16 protein-coding genes are annotated in these 15,556 nt (G+C 67.3%); 7 read left to right on the plus strand and 9 right to left on the minus strand.

All coding sequences use genetic code 11. The features are described from left to right. Window positions 1-232: 232 nt before the first annotated feature. Both ACLBWL_RS13735 and ACLBWL_RS13740 read right to left on the minus strand, forming a co-directional pair. Complete coding sequence (locus ACLBWL_RS13735) at window positions 233-2,404, minus strand: primosomal protein N' (protein ID WP_447793938.1); 2,172 nt, start codon at window positions 2,402-2,404, stop codon at window positions 233-235. A 66-nt stretch (window positions 2,405-2,470) separates the two neighbouring features. Continuing rightward, entirely contained in the window at window positions 2,471-3,931 is a 1,461-nt protein-coding gene (locus ACLBWL_RS13740; RefSeq protein WP_447793940.1) for a diguanylate cyclase domain-containing protein, read from the minus strand. Window positions 3,932-3,993: 62 nt separating this feature from the next. Between ACLBWL_RS13740 and ACLBWL_RS13745 the strand changes: the two genes are divergently transcribed. Continuing rightward, entirely contained in the window at window positions 3,994-4,893 is a 900-nt protein-coding gene (locus tag ACLBWL_RS13745) for a tyrosine recombinase XerC (protein ID WP_447793942.1), read from the plus strand. 17 nt (window positions 4,894-4,910) lie between these two features. Here ACLBWL_RS13745 and ACLBWL_RS13750 read toward each other — a convergent pair whose 3' ends face one another. The 4 genes from ACLBWL_RS13750 to rsmI all read right to left on the minus strand — a co-directional run bounded on the left by ACLBWL_RS13750 (window position 4,911) and on the right by rsmI (window position 8,197). Further along, complete coding sequence (locus tag ACLBWL_RS13750) at window positions 4,911-5,510, minus strand: DedA family protein (RefSeq protein WP_447793944.1); 600 nt, start codon at window positions 5,508-5,510, stop codon at window positions 4,911-4,913. A 230-nt stretch (window positions 5,511-5,740) separates the two neighbouring features. Then, a complete protein-coding gene (gene gshB / locus ACLBWL_RS13755; protein ID WP_447793946.1) occupies window positions 5,741-6,694 on the minus strand; it encodes a glutathione synthase in 954 nt (317 codons plus the stop codon). 178 nt (window positions 6,695-6,872) lie between these two features. Continuing rightward, window positions 6,873-7,274 (minus strand): YraN family protein, encoded by a 402-nt coding sequence (locus ACLBWL_RS13760; RefSeq protein ID WP_447793948.1) that lies wholly within the window; start codon window positions 7,272-7,274, stop codon window positions 6,873-6,875. An 83-nt stretch (window positions 7,275-7,357) separates the two neighbouring features. Next, a complete protein-coding gene (gene rsmI / locus ACLBWL_RS13765) occupies window positions 7,358-8,197 on the minus strand; it encodes a 16S rRNA (cytidine(1402)-2'-O)-methyltransferase (RefSeq protein WP_447794408.1) in 840 nt (279 codons plus the stop codon). Between the two features lie 10 nt (window positions 8,198-8,207). Between rsmI and ACLBWL_RS13770 the strand changes: the two genes are divergently transcribed. Then, window positions 8,208-9,410: a penicillin-binding protein activator gene (locus ACLBWL_RS13770; protein WP_447793950.1), complete on the plus strand. Its 1,203-nt coding sequence runs from the start codon at window positions 8,208-8,210 to the stop codon at window positions 9,408-9,410. A gap of 34 nt (window positions 9,411-9,444) precedes the next feature. Here ACLBWL_RS13770 and hemW read toward each other — a convergent pair whose 3' ends face one another. Beyond that, the gene (gene hemW / locus ACLBWL_RS13775; RefSeq protein WP_447793952.1) at window positions 9,445-10,617 is read right to left on the minus strand and encodes a radical SAM family heme chaperone HemW; all 1,173 of its coding nucleotides are present in this window, start codon (window positions 10,615-10,617) and stop codon (window positions 9,445-9,447) included. A gap of 43 nt (window positions 10,618-10,660) precedes the next feature. On the opposite strand from hemW, the gene ACLBWL_RS13780 reads away from it, so the two are divergent. Continuing rightward, window positions 10,661-11,218 carry a CAP domain-containing protein gene (locus tag ACLBWL_RS13780; protein ID WP_447793954.1) on the plus strand — a complete coding sequence of 186 codons (558 nt, stop codon included), beginning with the start codon at window positions 10,661-10,663 and terminating at the stop codon, window positions 11,216-11,218. A gap of 75 nt (window positions 11,219-11,293) precedes the next feature. After that, window positions 11,294-12,091 carry an EAL domain-containing protein gene (locus ACLBWL_RS13785; RefSeq protein WP_447793956.1) on the plus strand — a complete coding sequence of 266 codons (798 nt, stop codon included), beginning with the start codon at window positions 11,294-11,296 and terminating at the stop codon, window positions 12,089-12,091. A gap of 161 nt (window positions 12,092-12,252) precedes the next feature. Here ACLBWL_RS13785 and rdgB read toward each other — a convergent pair whose 3' ends face one another. After that, entirely contained in the window at window positions 12,253-12,888 is a 636-nt protein-coding gene (rdgB, locus tag ACLBWL_RS13790; protein ID WP_447793958.1) for an RdgB/HAM1 family non-canonical purine NTP pyrophosphatase, read from the minus strand. Continuing rightward, window positions 12,885-13,601, minus strand: a complete 717-nt coding sequence (gene rph / locus ACLBWL_RS13795) for a ribonuclease PH (protein ID WP_056055360.1) — start codon at window positions 13,599-13,601, stop codon at window positions 12,885-12,887. The genes rdgB and rph overlap by 4 nt, the downstream gene beginning before the upstream one ends. Before the next feature lie 153 nt (window positions 13,602-13,754). Between rph and hrcA the strand changes: the two genes are divergently transcribed. The 3 genes from hrcA to ACLBWL_RS13810 are packed head-to-tail and all read left to right on the plus strand — an operon-like array spanning window position 13,755 to window position 15,506. Further along, entirely contained in the window at window positions 13,755-14,798 is a 1,044-nt protein-coding gene (hrcA, locus tag ACLBWL_RS13800) for a heat-inducible transcriptional repressor HrcA (RefSeq protein ID WP_447793960.1), read from the plus strand. A gap of 25 nt (window positions 14,799-14,823) precedes the next feature. Further along, complete coding sequence (grpE, locus tag ACLBWL_RS13805) at window positions 14,824-15,363, plus strand: nucleotide exchange factor GrpE (RefSeq protein WP_447793962.1); 540 nt, start codon at window positions 14,824-14,826, stop codon at window positions 15,361-15,363. 17 nt (window positions 15,364-15,380) lie between these two features. Continuing rightward, window positions 15,381-15,506, plus strand: a complete 126-nt coding sequence (locus ACLBWL_RS13810; RefSeq protein WP_447793964.1) for a hypothetical protein — start codon at window positions 15,381-15,383, stop codon at window positions 15,504-15,506. Window positions 15,507-15,556: the final 50 nt, after the last annotated feature.

Below are 15,556 nucleotides of genomic sequence, written 5' to 3' on the forward strand. Positions count from 1 at the left end.
TAACTGAACTAAGGGTGTTTCCCCGCGAAGGCGGGGACCCAGACTGGGCACCCGCCTTCGCGGGTGAACAAGCTTACTGCCCGCTGCTCTGCTTCTACCACCCCGGCGAAGGCCGGGGCCCAAATGGGAAGGTCGAAGTAACGAGGCGCGGCGCGTATCACCGGCGTCCCCCAGTTGGGCCCCGGCCTTCGCCGGGGTGGTGGCGCTGTGCGGTGTCGGCGCCTCCCCGCCGCTACAAGAAGTTATACGGGTCGACGTCTACCGTCACTCGAACCTTCGATGGCCAGTCCAGCTTCCCCAACCATTCCCGGATGACATCCTGCACATCCAGCGCCCGCCGCGCATGGACCAGCAGCCGATACCGGTGCCGCCCCCGCAGCATCGCCAACGGCGCCGGCGCAGGTCCATACACGTGCATGCCCTCGACCTCGGGCGCACTGCGGCCCACCAGCTTGGCCGTATCGTGCGCGCAAGACTGGTCCTCCGACGACACCACGATCGCCGCATAGCGCCCGAACGGCGGCGCCCCCGCATCCTTCCGTGCGTCCGTTTCCGCCGCATAGAACGCTTCCGCATCTCCGGTGATCAGCGCCTGCATCACCTGCGCCCCCGGACTATGCGTCTGGATGAACACGTGGCCCGGTTTCTCGCCACGCCCGGCGCGGCCCGATACCTGCCGGATCTGCTGGAACGTCCGCTCCGCCGCGCGGAGGTCGCCGCCGTCGAGCCCGAGATCCGCATCGACCACGCCGACCAGAGTCAGGTTCGGGAAGTGATAGCCCTTCGTCACCAGCTGCGTGCCGACGACGATGTCGATGTCGCCCGCTTCCATCCGCCCGACGAACTCGGCCGCCTTGGCGGGCGACCAGATCGTGTCCGAGGTCACCACGGCCGTCTTTGCCTCCGGGAACAGCGCGGTCACCTCGTCGGCGATCCGCTCGACACCGGGTCCGCAGGCGACGAGCGTGTCCTCGCCCTTGCACTCCGGGCACACGCGCGGTGTCGGCTCGATGTGCCCGCAATGATGGCAGGCGAGCCGCCGGGTGAGGCGATGCTCGACCATCCACGCGGTGCAGTTCGGGCACTGGAACCGGTGACCGCACGTCCGGCACAGCGTCAGCGGCGCATACCCCCGCCGGTTGAGGAAGAGCAGCGACTGCTCGCGCCGTTCCAGCGTCTCCTGCATAGCCTTCACAAGCCGCGGCGCGAGCCAGCGGCCACGCTCGGGCGGTTCCTTGATCAGGTCGATCGGCTCGATCGTCGGCATCTCCGCCGCGCCGAACCGGCCGGGCAGCTTCAGTTCCGCATAGCGCCCGGTCACCACCTGTTGTCGCGTCTCGATCGCCGGCGTCGCGGAGGCGAGGATCACGGGGCACCCCTCGAACTTGCCGCGCATCACGGCGACGTCGCGCGCGTGATAATGCACGCCCTCTTCCTGCTTGAAGCTGGTCTCGTGCGCCTCGTCGACGACGATCAGCCCGAGGTCGCGGTACGGCAGGAACAGCGCCGAGCGCGCGCCCACCGTCACCAGTGCCTCACCGCTTGCGATCGCCCGCCAAGCCCGACGCCGCTGGGTCGAGCGCAAACCCGAATGCCACGCGATCGGCTCGCACCCGAACCGGTCGTGGAAGCGCTTGAGGAACGGTTCGGTCAGCGCGATCTCGGGCAGCAAAACCAAGGTCTGGCGCCCGTCGCGGATCGCCTGCGCCACCGCCTCGAAATATACCTCGGTCTTGCCCGACCCCGTCACGCCGTCGAGCAGCGTCGGGTGGAACGCATGCTCGGCAACGCCAGCGACCAGCGCATCGGCCGCCGCCCTCTGGTCCTCGGACAAGGTGGGCTCGTGATACGAGGGGTCGGGAACGAGGTAGGGGCTGTCCAGGCTCACCTCGACCGCCTCGATAGCACCGACCTTCACCAGCCCGCGGATCACCGCATCGCTGACGTCGGCCGTCATCGCCAACTCACGGATCAGGCCTTGTCGATCACCGATCCGCTCCAGCGCCTGCTCGCGCTGCGGCGTAAGGCGGGGTGGCACGACTCCGGTGGCTCGATATTCGACAGCGGTCCGCGCGCCTTCCAATGCCGAAGTGGACGCCAACGTCATCCGCAACACCGATGCGGCGGGCGCGAGGTAATAATCTGCGGTCCACTCGACCAGCCGCCGCAGCGGTGCCCCCAAGGGCGGTACGTCGGCGACGGCGAGCAGATTGCGCAACCGGTTGTCGCCGACCTCCGCATCGGATGGCATCCGCTCTGGCTCCCACACCACGCCGAGCAACTGCCTTGGCCCGAGTGGCGCGACGACGATCGAGCCCGGCTCAACGCGCATGCCGGCCGGCACGCGGTAGTCGAGCGGCCCGAGGGCGGCGTTGAGGATCAGGACACGGGCGCGGGACGACATCGTATCCGTATATGGGGACAGATCGAGTCTACGGGAACCGCCTAAGCGGGTGCCGGCCCGATGGCGTCAGGCGGCGGAGCGCCGGTCGGTCCGTCGTCGTTCGCCGACGCGCGCGCGCTTGGCTTGGTAGAGAATCGTATCGGCGCGGTGCATGAAGTCGCGAATCGAATGGCAATCCGCCTCCAGCGCGGTGATCCCGACCGTCCCGGCGCTTACCATCGCCAAGCCGTTGAGCGCGATCGGGAAGCGGAGCGACTCCTCCAGCCGCGCGGCGACAAGGCTCGGCGTCGCAGCCAGGCCGGGATGTTCGATCAGCAATCCGAATTCGTCGCCGCCGAGCCGAGCGGCAAAGCTCTGTTTCAGCCACGGGGCCTGCAGGATCCCGCCGACCGCGCGCAGCACGTCGTCGCCCGCGGTATGGCCGAGCGTATCGTTGATTGCCTTGAACCCGTCCAAATCCACGAGCGCGAGCAGAAGCGGGGTGCCGTTCGCATGCGAGCGGGTCATCGCCGCGTCGAGCATCCGGTCGAACGCCGCACGATTGGCGATGCCGGTAAGCGAATCGGTGTCGGCCGAACGACGCAGTGTCAGTTCTAGAGCATGGCGCTCGGTCACGTCCTGGAATACCCCAACCAGGGCGATCGGTCTGTCGCCGAGCATCTCGCGCTCGCCCAGCACGCGGACACGGCGCGGCTCGCCCAGCATCGTCTTGAAATCGACTTCGATATCGAACGGAACGCCGGTTTCGGTGGTCTGCGCCAACGCGGCGATCACGGTCTCGCGGGCATGCGCCGGATACAGTTCCATCGCGAACACCATGTCCGGCATCTCGCCGGGCGGCAGGCCGTAGATGTGATAGACGCCATCGGACCATTCGAGATGATCGTCGTCGAGCGACACGCGCCACGATCCGATCGCCGCCATCCGTTCCGCCTGCCGGAAGATGCGATCCTGGCGCGCCAGTTCGGCGGTCTGTCGATCGGCCATCGTCGCGATCGCGATCGCCGTACTGGCCGCGCGTCGCGCCGCGATCAGCGTCTCGGCCAGTGTCGCGAGACGCTCGAGCGCGCGTCGGCCCGCGTCGTTCAGCGTGCGCGGCGCGGTGTCGATCACGCACAACGATGCGACCGCCTGGCGATTGCCGGAGTCGTCGATCACGTAGACCGGTGTACCGGCATAGAAACGGGCGCCGACCGAGGACACCACCAGCGGGTTCTCGTCGAACCGGCGGTCGAGCGTCAGGTCGTCGATGACCAGCGGGTTGCCCTCGCGAATCGTGTAATTGCACATGCCGATCTCGCGACGGATCTCGCCACGGTCGCAACCGGCGGCGGCCTTGATCCACAGCCGATCGCTGTCGACGAACGTCAGCATCGCGATCCCGCAGCCGAGCATTTCCGCGGCCAACGCGACCAGTGCGTCGAATTCGCGCTCGGGTTCGGTGTCGAGCAACGCCAGCGCGTGCAGCGCCGCGACCCGCTGCGTCTCGTCCGCAAATATGTCTGTAACGGGCTGGACTGGCGACATTGCACTTCGATAGCGAGAGGATGTTAATTTTCTTTGCGCTGCGAACGCGTTACTGTCCATCAATGGGTGCGTCCGAAGATCTTCCGCCGTCGGTGCTGTGGGCGGACCATCTGACGCGCGATCGGCGGCGGTCGGTGCATACGGTGCGTGCGTACCAGGCCTCGGCGGAACGGCTGACCGCGTTCCTGATCGGGCATTGGGGCGAGCGGGTCGAGCGTACGACGTTGGCGCGCGTGACGGCTGCCGATCTGCGCGCGTACCTGGCGTATCGGCGCGATTCAGGACTCGGGAATGCCTCGGCGGCGCGTGAATTGTCGGCGGTGCGCGGGTTCCTGGCCTGGGCCAACGACGGAGCGGAGCAGCCGCGGGTCCGCGGGCCGCGCGTGAAGAAGGGCCTGCCGCGACCGATCTCGCCGGTCGAGGCCGTCGCCCTGGCCGAGGATGTCGCCGAGGATGCGGCCGAGCCCTGGATCGGCGCGCGGGATTGGGCGGTGCTCATGCTGTTATACGGTGCCGGGTTGCGGATTGGCGAAGCGCTGACCTTGCCGGGGGCGATCCTGCCGCTCGGTGAGACGCTCGTCGTCACCGGCAAGCGGGCCAAGACGCGGATGGTGCCGCTGCTGCCCAAGGTGCGCGCGGCGATCGAGGCATATGTCGCGCAGACGCCGTGGTCGATCGCGCCCGGCGAGCCGCTGTTTCGAGGGGCGAAGGGTGGCCCGCTGTCGCCGGTCATGATCCGCCGATCGGTGCAGGCGGCGCGGGCGCGGCTCGGGCTTGGCGAGCGGACGACGCCGCATGCGCTGCGGCACAGCTTCGCGACGCATCTGCTGGGGCGGGGGGCGGATCTGCGGGCGCTCCAGGAACTGCTCGGACATGCCAGCCTCAGCTCGACGCAGATATATACGCAGGTCGATGCCGCGCATCTGATGGACGTGTACCGCAACGCGCATCCCCACGGCTGAAGGGGGGGGGAGCGCCGTCAGCCCTTTGGTTTCCAGGTCAGCACACGCCAGCCATAGCCGACGATGATGACGACGAACGTCGCCACTGCGACCGGGCCGACATAGCGGTCGAGTTCGGCGAAATGCGAGCCGAGCAGGATGCCGGCATAGGTCAGCACGGTATTCCAGATCGCGCTGCCCGCCGCGGTCCAGATCACGAACTTCCAGATCGGCATGTAGGTCATGCCGGCGGGGAGCGAGATGATCGTGCGGAAGGTCGGCATGAAGCGGAACACGAACACCACCCAGCCGCCGCGCTTGACGAAGAACCGGTGGACTTTCTCAACGTCGGACCATTCCAGCGTCAGCCAGCGACCGTTACGTTCGACGAACGGACGCAAGCGCTGGTAGCCGATGTTGCGGCCGATGAAATACCAGAAATAGTTGCCGACTACCGAGCCCGCGGTGCCCCAGGCGATCAGCGGCACCACGCTCATGTCGCCGCGCGCCACCGCCATGCCGCCGAGCCCCATGATGACCTCGGACGGCACAGGCGGCACGATATTCTCGAGCGCCATCAGCAGGAAAATGCCGAAATAGCCGCCCCAGGCGATGAGATCGAGGATGAAGGCGGTCATGGGTATCAGATACTGCCGGGACGCCGGATGGGTTCCGCGAGGTACCGTTATGAGCGGGACAGCCCCGACCTAACGATGTCACCACCCCGGCGGAGGCCGGGGCCCAGCTGGGAAACGTCGATAACGAAGGGCAACGCTCCGTTACTGCAACCTTGCCAACTGGGCCCCGGCCTCCGCCGGGGTGGTGGTCTTCTGACGGTTGGCCGTATCAGCTGCAGTTCGCGCCGAAATTACCGCGCCGCTACCTTCGCCTCGATCGCGTCCCAGATCATGCCCGCGACATCGGTGCCGTCGAACTTCTCGATCGCGACGATGCCGGTCGGGGAGGTCACGTTGATCTCCGTCAGCCATTCGCCGCCGATCACGTCGATGCCGACGAACAACAGCCCGCGCTTCTTGAGTTCCGGCCCGAGCACCGCGCAGATCTCGCGTTCCTTGTCGGTCAGTTCGGTCTTCTCCGCCGAGCCGCCGACCGCGAGGTTCGAGCGGATCTCGCCTTCGCCGGGCAGCCGGTTGATCGCGCCGGCGACCTCGCCGTCGACCAGCACGATGCGCTTGTCACCCTTGGCCACGTCGGGGAGGAACGCCTGGACCATGTGCGGCTCGCGCCACGTCATGTTGAAGACCTCCATCAGCGCCGACAGATTGGCGCCGTCCGACTCGACCTTGAAGATCGCCTTGCCGCCATTGCCGTGGAGCGGCTTGATGACGATCGCGCCGTGCTCGGCGAGGAATTTCCGCGCCTCGTCGAGCGAGCGCGTGACGAGCGTCGGCGGCATGAACTGCGGGTAATCGAGCACGAACACCTTTTCGGGCGCATTCCGCACCTGCGCAGGATCGTTGACGACTAGCGTCTTGTCGGCGATCCGCTCGAGCAGATGCGTCGCGGTGATGTAGCCGAGATCGAACGGGGGATCCTGGCGCATGAGGACGACGTCGGCCTGCTCGCCGAGGTCGAGGCTTACCGGCTCGCCCGCCGCGTAATGGTCGCCGACGACCCACTGGACGGTGACCGGATACGCCTTCACCCAGACATGACCGTCGCGGTAGTTCAGGTCGTCTGCGGCGTACTGGTACAGCATGTGGCCCCGCGCCTGCGCCGAGAGCATCAGCGCGAACGTCGAATCGCCGCCGATGTTGATGCTGTCGAGCGGGTCCATCTGGACGGCGACGGTGAGGCTCATACGTCTTCCTTCTATGCGATCGAGCGCATGTAGGCGCGGGCCGGCGTGAAGTCACCGGGCGGCGTCGCTTCAATCAACTCCGTCATCCTGATGAAAGTCAGGACCCAGAGCCATGAAGGGGTGCCCCTAATTACCCTGGATCCTGACTTTCGTCAGGATGACGGAAAGTTGTAGGTCGCTACCCGACCCACGCATTTTCGATATGCCGAGGGCGGGTGCCGGGGGCGAGCAGGATGACGTCGACGCGGATGTCGTCGCCCGGCCCGGCGTATTTCGGCATGAGATATTCCGCGGCGGCAGCGACGCGGGCGAGGCGGCGCTCGTCGATCGCGAAGTCGAGTTCGGCAGCGGTGGCGCGCGATTTGACCTCGACGAACGCGACGAGATTGCCTTTGCGAGCGACGATATCGACCTCGCCGGCGGGGGTGCGGACGCGGCGGTCGAGGATGCTCCAGCCTTTCAGCCGCAGCCACCAGCCGGCGAGCCGCTCGCCGCGACGGCCGGCCGCCTCGGCGACCTGCCGATCGAGCGTGTTCCCCTTTCGCTTGCGGGAGGGGCTAGGGGAGGGGAGGCGCGACACGTTCGTGGCATGCCCTCCCCCGACCCCTCCCGCAAGCGGGAGGGGAGAACGAGCAGTGCGCCCTCCCGCAAGCCGGGGGGGGCTCAGCTCTTCGGCTTCAACTCCAGCGCCCGCGCGTAGAGCGTCTTGCGGTCGAGCCCGAGTTTCTTCGCCACCTCGCTTGCGGCCTGCCCGGTGGAAAGACGGGTGAGCGCTTCCGCCAGCGCTGCATCCCCATCCTCCGCACTCGCCGGCGCAGCCTCGCCCGGGGGCGCTACGACGATCACGATCTCCCCGCGCGGCGGCGCATCGGCGTAGCGTGCGGCGAGCGTCGAGAGCGTGCCCGTCACTGCCTCCTCGAACTTCTTGCTGATCTCGCGCGTCACCGCCGCCTCGCGGTCGCCTAGCCCCTCGCGCAGCGCGGCGAGACACGCGCCGAGCCGTGGCCCCGATTCGTACATCACCAGAGTCGCGCGGATCGTCGCGATCTCGGCGATCGCTTCGGCGCGTGCGTGCATCTTCGACGGCAGGAAGCCGACGAACAGGAACCGGTCGGTCGGCAACCCCGCCAGCGTCAGCGCGGCGACGGCGGCGCACGGGCCGGGGATCGTCACGACCAGATGCCCCGCCGCGCGGGCGTCGCGGACCAGCTTGAAGCCGGGGTCGGAGATCAATGGCGTGCCGGCGTCCGACACCAGCGCCACTGCCTGCGTCGCCATCCGCGCGATCAATGCCGGCCGGACGCCCTCCGCGCTGTGATCGTGATACGGCACCATCGGCGTCTTGGTGCCGATATGGCGGAGCAGCCCGGCCGTCACGCGGCTGTCCTCGACCGCGATCACGTCGGCGCGGGCGAGGATGTCGGCGGCGCGCGGCGAAAGATCGCCGAGATTGCCGATCGGGGTCGCGACGATGTAGAGGCCGGGATCGAGAATAGGGTTCATGGGGATGGTCATGGCAGACGCGGCGACGATATCGCAACCGATACGCAAATTTGGGCGATGGGCGACGCTTGCAATGGCGTGCCTACTCGGCGCGTGCCAGACGATCGTACCGCGCGGTCCGGTCGAGCCGTCGCAGCAGCGCCCGAGCTCGCGCCCGGCGGATCGCCCGGATATAGGCGTCGAGACCGGTATTCCGCGCGATGCCGAGCGCAATCGCGTCGCGCTGCTCGTGCCGCTGTCGGGCAGCAACGCGGGCGTCGGCACGTCTATCGCCAACGCGACGATGCTCGCGCTGCTCGACACGCAGAACCAGCGCGTCCGGATCACCAACTACGACACTGCGACCGGTGCCCCCGCCGCCGCCCAGCGCGCGATCGCCGAAGGTGCGCAGCTGATCCTCGGGCCGCTGCTCGCCGACGACGTCCGTGCGGTCGCGCCGATCGCCAAGGCGGCGGGCGTGCCGGTGCTGAGCTTCTCCAACGATCTCGGCGTCGCGGGCAACGGCGCGTACCTGATGGGCTATGTGCCGACCCAGTCGGTCGCGCGCGTGGTCGATTTCGCCAAGGAGCGCGGCGTCACCAACTTCGCCGGGCTGGTCCCCAACGGCCTGTACGGCGAGCGCGCCTCGACGGCATTCCTGCGGGCAGTCGAAAGCGCAGGCGGCCAGGTCGTTTCGCTCCAGACCTACGCGCGGGGTCCCGGTGGGGTTTCCGCGGCGGTCACGCGGCTTGCGGCCAAGGCGCCGTATGATGCGGTACTGATCGCCGACAGCGGGAGCAATGCGGCTTCGGCAGCGGCGCTGGTCAAGCGCGGTGGCGGCGCGTCGACGCGGATTCTCGGCACCGAGCTGTGGAATTCGGATGCGGGGATCGCCGCCAAGCCCGCGCTCAACGGCGCGTGGTATGCGAGCGTGTCGGACACGTTGTATCGCCAGTACGCCGCCAAATACCGCGCGCGGTTCGGCGCCGGGCCGTACCGGCTGTCGAGCCTCGGCTATGATTCGGTGCTGCTGACGGTCCGCATCGCGCGCGACTGGAAGCCGGGTACGCCGTTCCCGGTCAATCGCCTGCGCGATAGCGACGGCTTTGCCGGCATCGATGGCGCGTTCCGCTTCGGCAAGGACAACGTTGCCGAGCGCGCGCTGGAGGTGAAGGAAATTCGCAACGGGGCGACCACGGTGGTCTCGGCGGCACCGACAGGGTTCGGGAAGTAGGTTTTGTTCTCCCGCCGTCGCGGGAGAACAATCTTTACGCCGTCACGATCTCGGGCAGGATCGCGTCGAGGAGTAGGGCGCCGGCTTCGGTGACTCGCAATCGACCCGGCGTGTGGGCGATCAGGCCGAGGTCTTCGAGCCGCGCCACTGCCGCCAGATCGACCGGCACTACGCCGGCGTTGAGCGCGGTGATGCGGTCGAGATCGACGCCTTCCGCCAGCCGCAACCCCATCAGCAACGCCTCGGTCGCGCGTGTCGACGGGGTCAGCGGATCCTCGACTTCCATGCCATGGCCGTTGCGATCGACGGCGGCGAGCCAGTTCTCGGGCTTCTTGCGTCGCACCGTCGCCAGCCCGCCGCGGCGTCCATGCGCGCCGGGGCCGATGCCCGCGTAATCCTGATAGCGCCAATAGGCGAGGTTGTGGCGGCTCTCCGACCCCGGCCGCGCGTGGTTGGACGTCTCGTAGGCGGGCAACCCGGCGGCGGCGGTGTCGGCGCGCGTGGCCTCGAACAGGTCGGCTGCCGAGTCGCCATCGGGAATGACGATCCTTCCCGCCAGTGCCTCGGTCGCGAAGCGCGTGCCGGGCTCGATCGTGAGCTGGTACAGCGACAGATGTTCGGTGCCGAAGCTCAGCGCACGGGTGAGTTCGGCGCGCCACGCGGCAAGACGTTGGCCGGGGAGCGCGTAGATCAGATCGAAACTGACGCGGGGGAAGACGCTCTGCGCGGTGGCGAGCGCGGCCTGCCCCTCGTTCACATCATGCGCGCGGCCGAGGAACTTCAGCGCCTGATCATCGAGCGATTGCAGTCCGAGCGAAACCCGGTTGACGCCGGCACTTGCCAGGTCGGCGAACCGCGCTGCCTCGACCGACGATGGATTCGCTTCCAGCGTGATCTCGATTCCTTCCGCAAACCCCCACGCCTTCTCCGCCGCATCGAGCACCGCTGCAACGGTCGCGGGGGGCATCAGCGAGGGCGTGCCGCCGCCGAAGAAGATCGACTGGAGCTTGCGCCCGGGGAGAACGCTTGCCTCATGCGCGAGGTCGGTCAGCAGCGCTGCACGCCAGGCGGCCTGGTCAACTTCGTCGCGGACATGGCTGTTGAAGTCGCAATACGGGCATTTCGACACGCAGAACGGCCAATGGACGTAGAGCGCCAGATCGCCCGCGTGAGAAGGGGCGGGGCTTGGTGTTTCGAAGACGGGCATTATCTCGCGCATATGGTCGCACGGGGCGGCCGAAGGAAGCGTAATGACGGCACGGATCAGTTGGGTACTTGCCGTGGCGCTGGCGGTGGCAGGCTGCGCCCAGGGTCCGGAACGCGTCGTCGAGCCTCGCCCGACCATGACGCCCGCCCCGCGCGGCGCGGCGCTGCTCAAGGCGGCGATGATCGACGGCCACAACGCCGCGCGGGCGGCGGTGGGCGTGGCACCGCTGACGTGGAGCGATGCGTTGGCGGCGACAGCGGGGGCCTATGCCGAGCAGATGGCGCGCACCGGCAAGTTCGCGCACGCGCCGCAACCGCAGGACATGACGCGCGAGGGCGAGAATCTGTGGACCGGCACGCGCTATGCGTATGCGTATTCGGAAATGATGGGGCACTGGGTTGCCGAGAAGCGCGATTTCATCAATCAGCCGACCCCCGGCTTCAGCCGGACCGGCAATTTCGAGGATGTCGCGCATTATACGCAGATCGTGTGGCGCGGTTCGACCGCAGTCGGCTGTGCGATGGCAAGCAGCAAGACCGATGATTATCTGGTGTGCCGCTACGCACCGCCGGGCAATGTCATAGGCGAAAAAGCGTATTGATCGGCATCAAACCAGGCAGGATTACCAATCGATTTCGTCGTACTTTGTTAAACGGTTTTCGGCTAACCTGCTTTAATGAATTTACCAACTCAGATTGAGTCGGGCCGCCAGCGCGGCTGTGCCGGATGTCGTGACGGCGCCGGCCTGTCGTTCGCCTTCTCGATGGCGTTCCAGCCGATCGTCGATGTCGAGACGGAGACCGTCTTCGCGTACGAGGCGTTGGTGCGGGGTCCCGAGGGGCAGTCGGCGGCGAGCGTGCTGGCTCGAGTCGACAAGGAGAACCTGTACGCGTTCGACCAGCAATGCCGGGTGCGTGCGATCGAGGCGTCGGTGAAGGCCGGGCTGCTCGATACGCCCGCGCGGCTGTCGATCAATTTCCTGCCGAATGCGGTGTATTCGCCCGCGGCGTGCATCCAGTTGACGCTGAAGACCGCGGGTGCGGTGGGGATGCCGACCGACCGGCTGATCTTCGAGTTCACCGAGAACGAGGAGATGCTCGATCCGGCGCATGTCGCGAACATCATCGCGACGTATCAGAAGATGGGCTTCGGCACCGCGCTCGACGATTTCGGCGCGGGGCACGCCGGGTTGAACCTGCTCGCGCGTTTCCAGCCGGATATCATCAAGCTCGACATGGAGCTGATCCGCGACATCGACACGAGCCTGCCGCGGCGGATGATCGTCGAGGGGATGTTGCGGATGTGTACCGCGCTGGGGATCACGGTGATTGCCGAGGGGGTCGAGACCGAGGGCGAGTACGACGCTCTGCGGGCGCTGGGCGTGCGATATATCCAGGGGTATCTGCTGGCGAAACCGGCGTTCGAGGCGCTGCCGGTCGTGAACTGGCCCAAGAAGCAGCTGATCGCCGTTTGAGTCGGTCGACATTTGTAATCCTCCCCCGTCAGGGGGGGGCACCGTAGGTGACGGAGGGGGAGGACACGGAACGGCGGTTGCCCTTTCCTCCCCCTCCGTCTGGCAAGGGCCAGCCACCTCCCCCTGGCGGGGGAGGATCGATGCGCCGCCCTCACAGCAGATCAGAACACCGCGGCTTCGAGCAGTTTGAATGCCGCGTTGCGATGGCTGATCGCGTTCTTCGTCTCGTGCGGGAGTTCGGCGTAGGTCTGGTCGTAGCCGAGCGGTACGAACACGGGGTCGTACCCGAACCCGACATTGCCGCGCGGCGGCCAGACGAGCGTCCCCTCGGCACGCCCCTCGAACCATTCGACATGACCATCCGGCCATGCCAGCGCGAGCACGCTCACGAAATGCGCGCCGCGCGTCGCGTCCGGCCCCTTGGCGACGACAGCGTCCTCGACCTTCTGCATCGCCATCATCCAGTCGCGACCGTTCGGCGTTTCGGCCCAGTCGGCCGTGTAGACACCCGGATCGCCGCCCAGCGCATCGACGCACAGCCCGCTATCGTCCGCGAGCGCGGGATAACCCGATAGGTCGGCCGCCGAGCGCGCCTTCAGTTCGGCATTCGCGAAGAAGGTCGTGCCCGTCTCGATCGGCTCGGGCAGGTCGAGTTCGGCGGCCGAGACGACTTCCAGCCCACGTCCTTCGAGCAACGCCGCGATCTCGCGAACCTTGCCCTTGTTGTGACTGGCGATCACCAGCTTGCCGGGGGCGAGCTTGCGGATCGCCTGCGGCTCCTTCCCTTCGCCGCTCACTTGGCGACCGCTTTCGCCTGTGCCGCGAAGATGTCGGTGCAACCGATCCGTGCGAGACGTAGCAGGCGGAGCAGCGCCTCCTCGTCATAGGTCGCGCCCTCGGCGGTCGCCTGTGCTTCGGCGATGTTGCCGTTTTCGAGCAACACGAAGTTCGCATCCGCATCCGCGCCCGAATCCTCGATATAGTCGAGGTCGAGCACCGGATTGCCCTGATAGATGCCGCAGCTGATCGCGGCCACCTTCTGCGTCAGCGGGTCGGCGGTCAGCTTGCCGCTCGCCAGCAGGCCGTCGATCGCGAGCCGAAGCGCGACCCAGCCGCCCGAGATCGACGCGGTGCGCGTGCCGCCGTCGGCTTGGATCACGTCGCAGTCGATCACGATCTGGCGCTCGCCGAGCAGCTTCAGGTCGACGACCGCGCGGAGCGACCGCCCGATCAGCCGCTGAATTTCCTGCGTGCGGCCCGATTGCTTGCCCTTGGCCGCCTCGCGGTTGTTGCGCGTATTGGTGGCGCGCGGGAGCATGCCGTATTCGGCGGTCACCCAGCCTTCGCCCTTGCCGCGCATGAACGGCGGCACCTTCTCCTCGACGCTGGCGGTGACGAGCACCTTGGTGTCGCCGAAGCCGATCAGGACGGAGCCCTCGGCATGCTTGGTGAAGCGCGGCTCGATCGTGATCGCACGCATCTGGTCTGGGGCGCGGCCGGATGGGCGCATGATGTATTTCCTTTTCTGGTTCTCCCGCGAAAGCGGGAGCCCAGGGTCACACAGGGCGACGCCTGTGATTCCTGGACCCCCGCGTTCGCGAGGGAACGGGTTTTGCCGTTGCCTAGCCTTTCGTTTGGTCGCTCGCCAGCCTAGATCAAAGCGATGGCCACGCCCCCCGTCACCGAACTGACCGATCGCGCGCGCGACATTTTTCGCGCCGTCGTCGACAGCTATCTCGCCAGCGGTACGCCGGTCGGGTCGAAGACGATCGCGCAACTGACCGGCCTCAGCCTCTCCCCGGCCTCGATTCGCGGCGTGATGGGTGAACTGGAGGGGCTCGGCCTGCTCGCAAGCCCGCATACCAGCGCCGGCCGGATGCCGACCGACCGGGGCTTGCGGCTGTTCGTCGACGGCATGATGCAGGCGATGGAGCCCTCGATCGAGGAGCGCCAGACGATCGAGGCGCGTGCCGGCGTCGGTGGCCCGGTCGAGGAGGCGCTCGCCGCGACCACGCTCGCGCTCTCCGGGCTGTCGGCCTGCGCCGGGCTGGTGATGGTGCCGAAACGCGAGCTGAAACTGCGCCAGATCGCGTTCGTCGCGCTGTCGCCCGAACAGGCGCTGGCGGTGCTGGTCAGTGAGGATGGCTCGGTCGAGAACCGCGTGATCGCGCTGCCGAAGGGCATGTCGCCGTCCGCGCTGGTCGAGGCAGGCAATTACATGTCGGCGACGCTCGGCGGGCTGACCCTGGCCGAGGCACGGACCCGGATCGAGCGCGAGCTGGCGGACGGGCAGGCGGCGCTGGACGGTGCGGCGCGAACGCTGGTCGAGCGCGGCATCGCGGTGTGGAGCGAGGATGCCGATCGCCGCCCGGTGCTGATCGTGCGCGGGCAGGGGCGGCTGATCGATGCCGCCGCCGCCGCCGATCTCGACCGGGTCCGCGACCTGCTCGACGATCTCGAGGGAAAGCAGGAAGTCGCATCGCTTTTGGACAGTGCGCGCGCCGGGGATTCGACAAGGATTTTCATCGGTGCGGAGACCAAATTGTTCGCCTTGTCAGGGTCTTCGGTGATCGCCCGACCGTTCCGCGGGTTGGACGGTCGGGTGGTCGGCGTGGTCGGCGTGATCGGGCCGACGCGGTTGAACTATGCGCGCGTCGTGCCCATGGTGGATTTCACGGCCGCAACGCTCGCCCGGTTGATGGGTTGAGCCGGCCCAATTTATAGGGAAAACCATGTCCGAGACCGACCAGAACACGCCTGCAGACCTGCGCGAAGAAACCGCCGAAGACGCGCCTGAGGTGGCCGTGAACGACCGCGTCGCCGAGCTCGAGAACCAGCTCGCCGAGGCCAAGCAGAACGTCCTGTATGCGCAGGCCGAAATCCAGAACGTCCGCCGCCGCGCCGAGAAGGAAGCGCAGGACGCGCGCGCCTATGCCGCGACGGCGTTCGCGCGCGACGTGCTGTCGGTTGCTGACAATCTCTCGCGGGGGCTGGCGGCAATTCCGGCGGACCTGCGCTCGGATGAGAAGATGAAGGGGCTCGTCACCGGGCTCGAAGCCACCGGTCGCGAGCTGGAGAGCGTGTTCCAGCGCCACGGCATCACCAAGATCGCCGCGGAGGGCCAGATGCTCGACCCGAACAAGCACCAGGCGATGATGGAAATCCCGAGCGACCAGCCGCCGGGCACGATCGTCCAGGAGATGCAGGTGGGCTACATGATCAAGGACCGCCTGCTGCGCCCCGCGATGGTCGGCGTCGCCAAGGCTGGGTAACGTATAGGGAGAGCGGCGTGCACGATCTGGTCGGAGTGCTGATCGAGGGACTGGGTGTCGCTATACCGGATACGTGGAAGCAGTTTTCTATCTGGCTGGCGGTGGTTGTCGTGCTGACCGGTATCTTCTTCAAAATCTTCTAACCGCTCCGTCATGCCGGGCTCGTTCCGGCATCCACCGCGCCGCGCATTTA

Source organism: Sphingomonas sp. M1A8_2b, from assembly GCF_053345535.1.

Excerpts from the sequence above, each read along its gene's own strand:
- ACLBWL_RS13735 (WP_447793938.1), bottom strand. The coding sequence starts at position 2,404 with ATGTCGTCCCGCGCCCGTGTCCTGATCCTCAACGCCGCCCTCGGGCCG.
- ACLBWL_RS13740 (WP_447793940.1), bottom strand. The coding sequence starts at position 3,931 with ATGTCGCCAGTCCAGCCCGTTACAGACATATTTGCGGACGAGACGCAG.
- ACLBWL_RS13745 (WP_447793942.1), top strand. The coding sequence starts at position 3,994 with ATGGGTGCGTCCGAAGATCTTCCGCCGTCGGTGCTGTGGGCGGACCAT.
- ACLBWL_RS13750 (WP_447793944.1), bottom strand. The coding sequence starts at position 5,510 with ATGACCGCCTTCATCCTCGATCTCATCGCCTGGGGCGGCTATTTCGGC.
- gshB (WP_447793946.1), bottom strand. The coding sequence starts at position 6,694 with ATGAGCCTCACCGTCGCCGTCCAGATGGACCCGCTCGACAGCATCAAC.
- rsmI (WP_447794408.1), bottom strand. The coding sequence starts at position 8,197 with ATGAACCCTATTCTCGATCCCGGCCTCTACATCGTCGCGACCCCGATC.
- ACLBWL_RS13770 (WP_447793950.1), top strand. The coding sequence starts at position 8,208 with ATGGCAGACGCGGCGACGATATCGCAACCGATACGCAAATTTGGGCGA.
- hemW (WP_447793952.1), bottom strand. The coding sequence starts at position 10,617 with ATGCCCGTCTTCGAAACACCAAGCCCCGCCCCTTCTCACGCGGGCGAT.
- ACLBWL_RS13780 (WP_447793954.1), top strand. The coding sequence starts at position 10,661 with ATGACGGCACGGATCAGTTGGGTACTTGCCGTGGCGCTGGCGGTGGCA.
- ACLBWL_RS13785 (WP_447793956.1), top strand. The coding sequence starts at position 11,294 with ATGAATTTACCAACTCAGATTGAGTCGGGCCGCCAGCGCGGCTGTGCC.
- rph (WP_056055360.1), bottom strand. The coding sequence starts at position 13,601 with ATGCGCCCATCCGGCCGCGCCCCAGACCAGATGCGTGCGATCACGATC.
- hrcA (WP_447793960.1), top strand. The coding sequence starts at position 13,755 with ATGGCCACGCCCCCCGTCACCGAACTGACCGATCGCGCGCGCGACATT.
- grpE (WP_447793962.1), top strand. The coding sequence starts at position 14,824 with ATGTCCGAGACCGACCAGAACACGCCTGCAGACCTGCGCGAAGAAACC.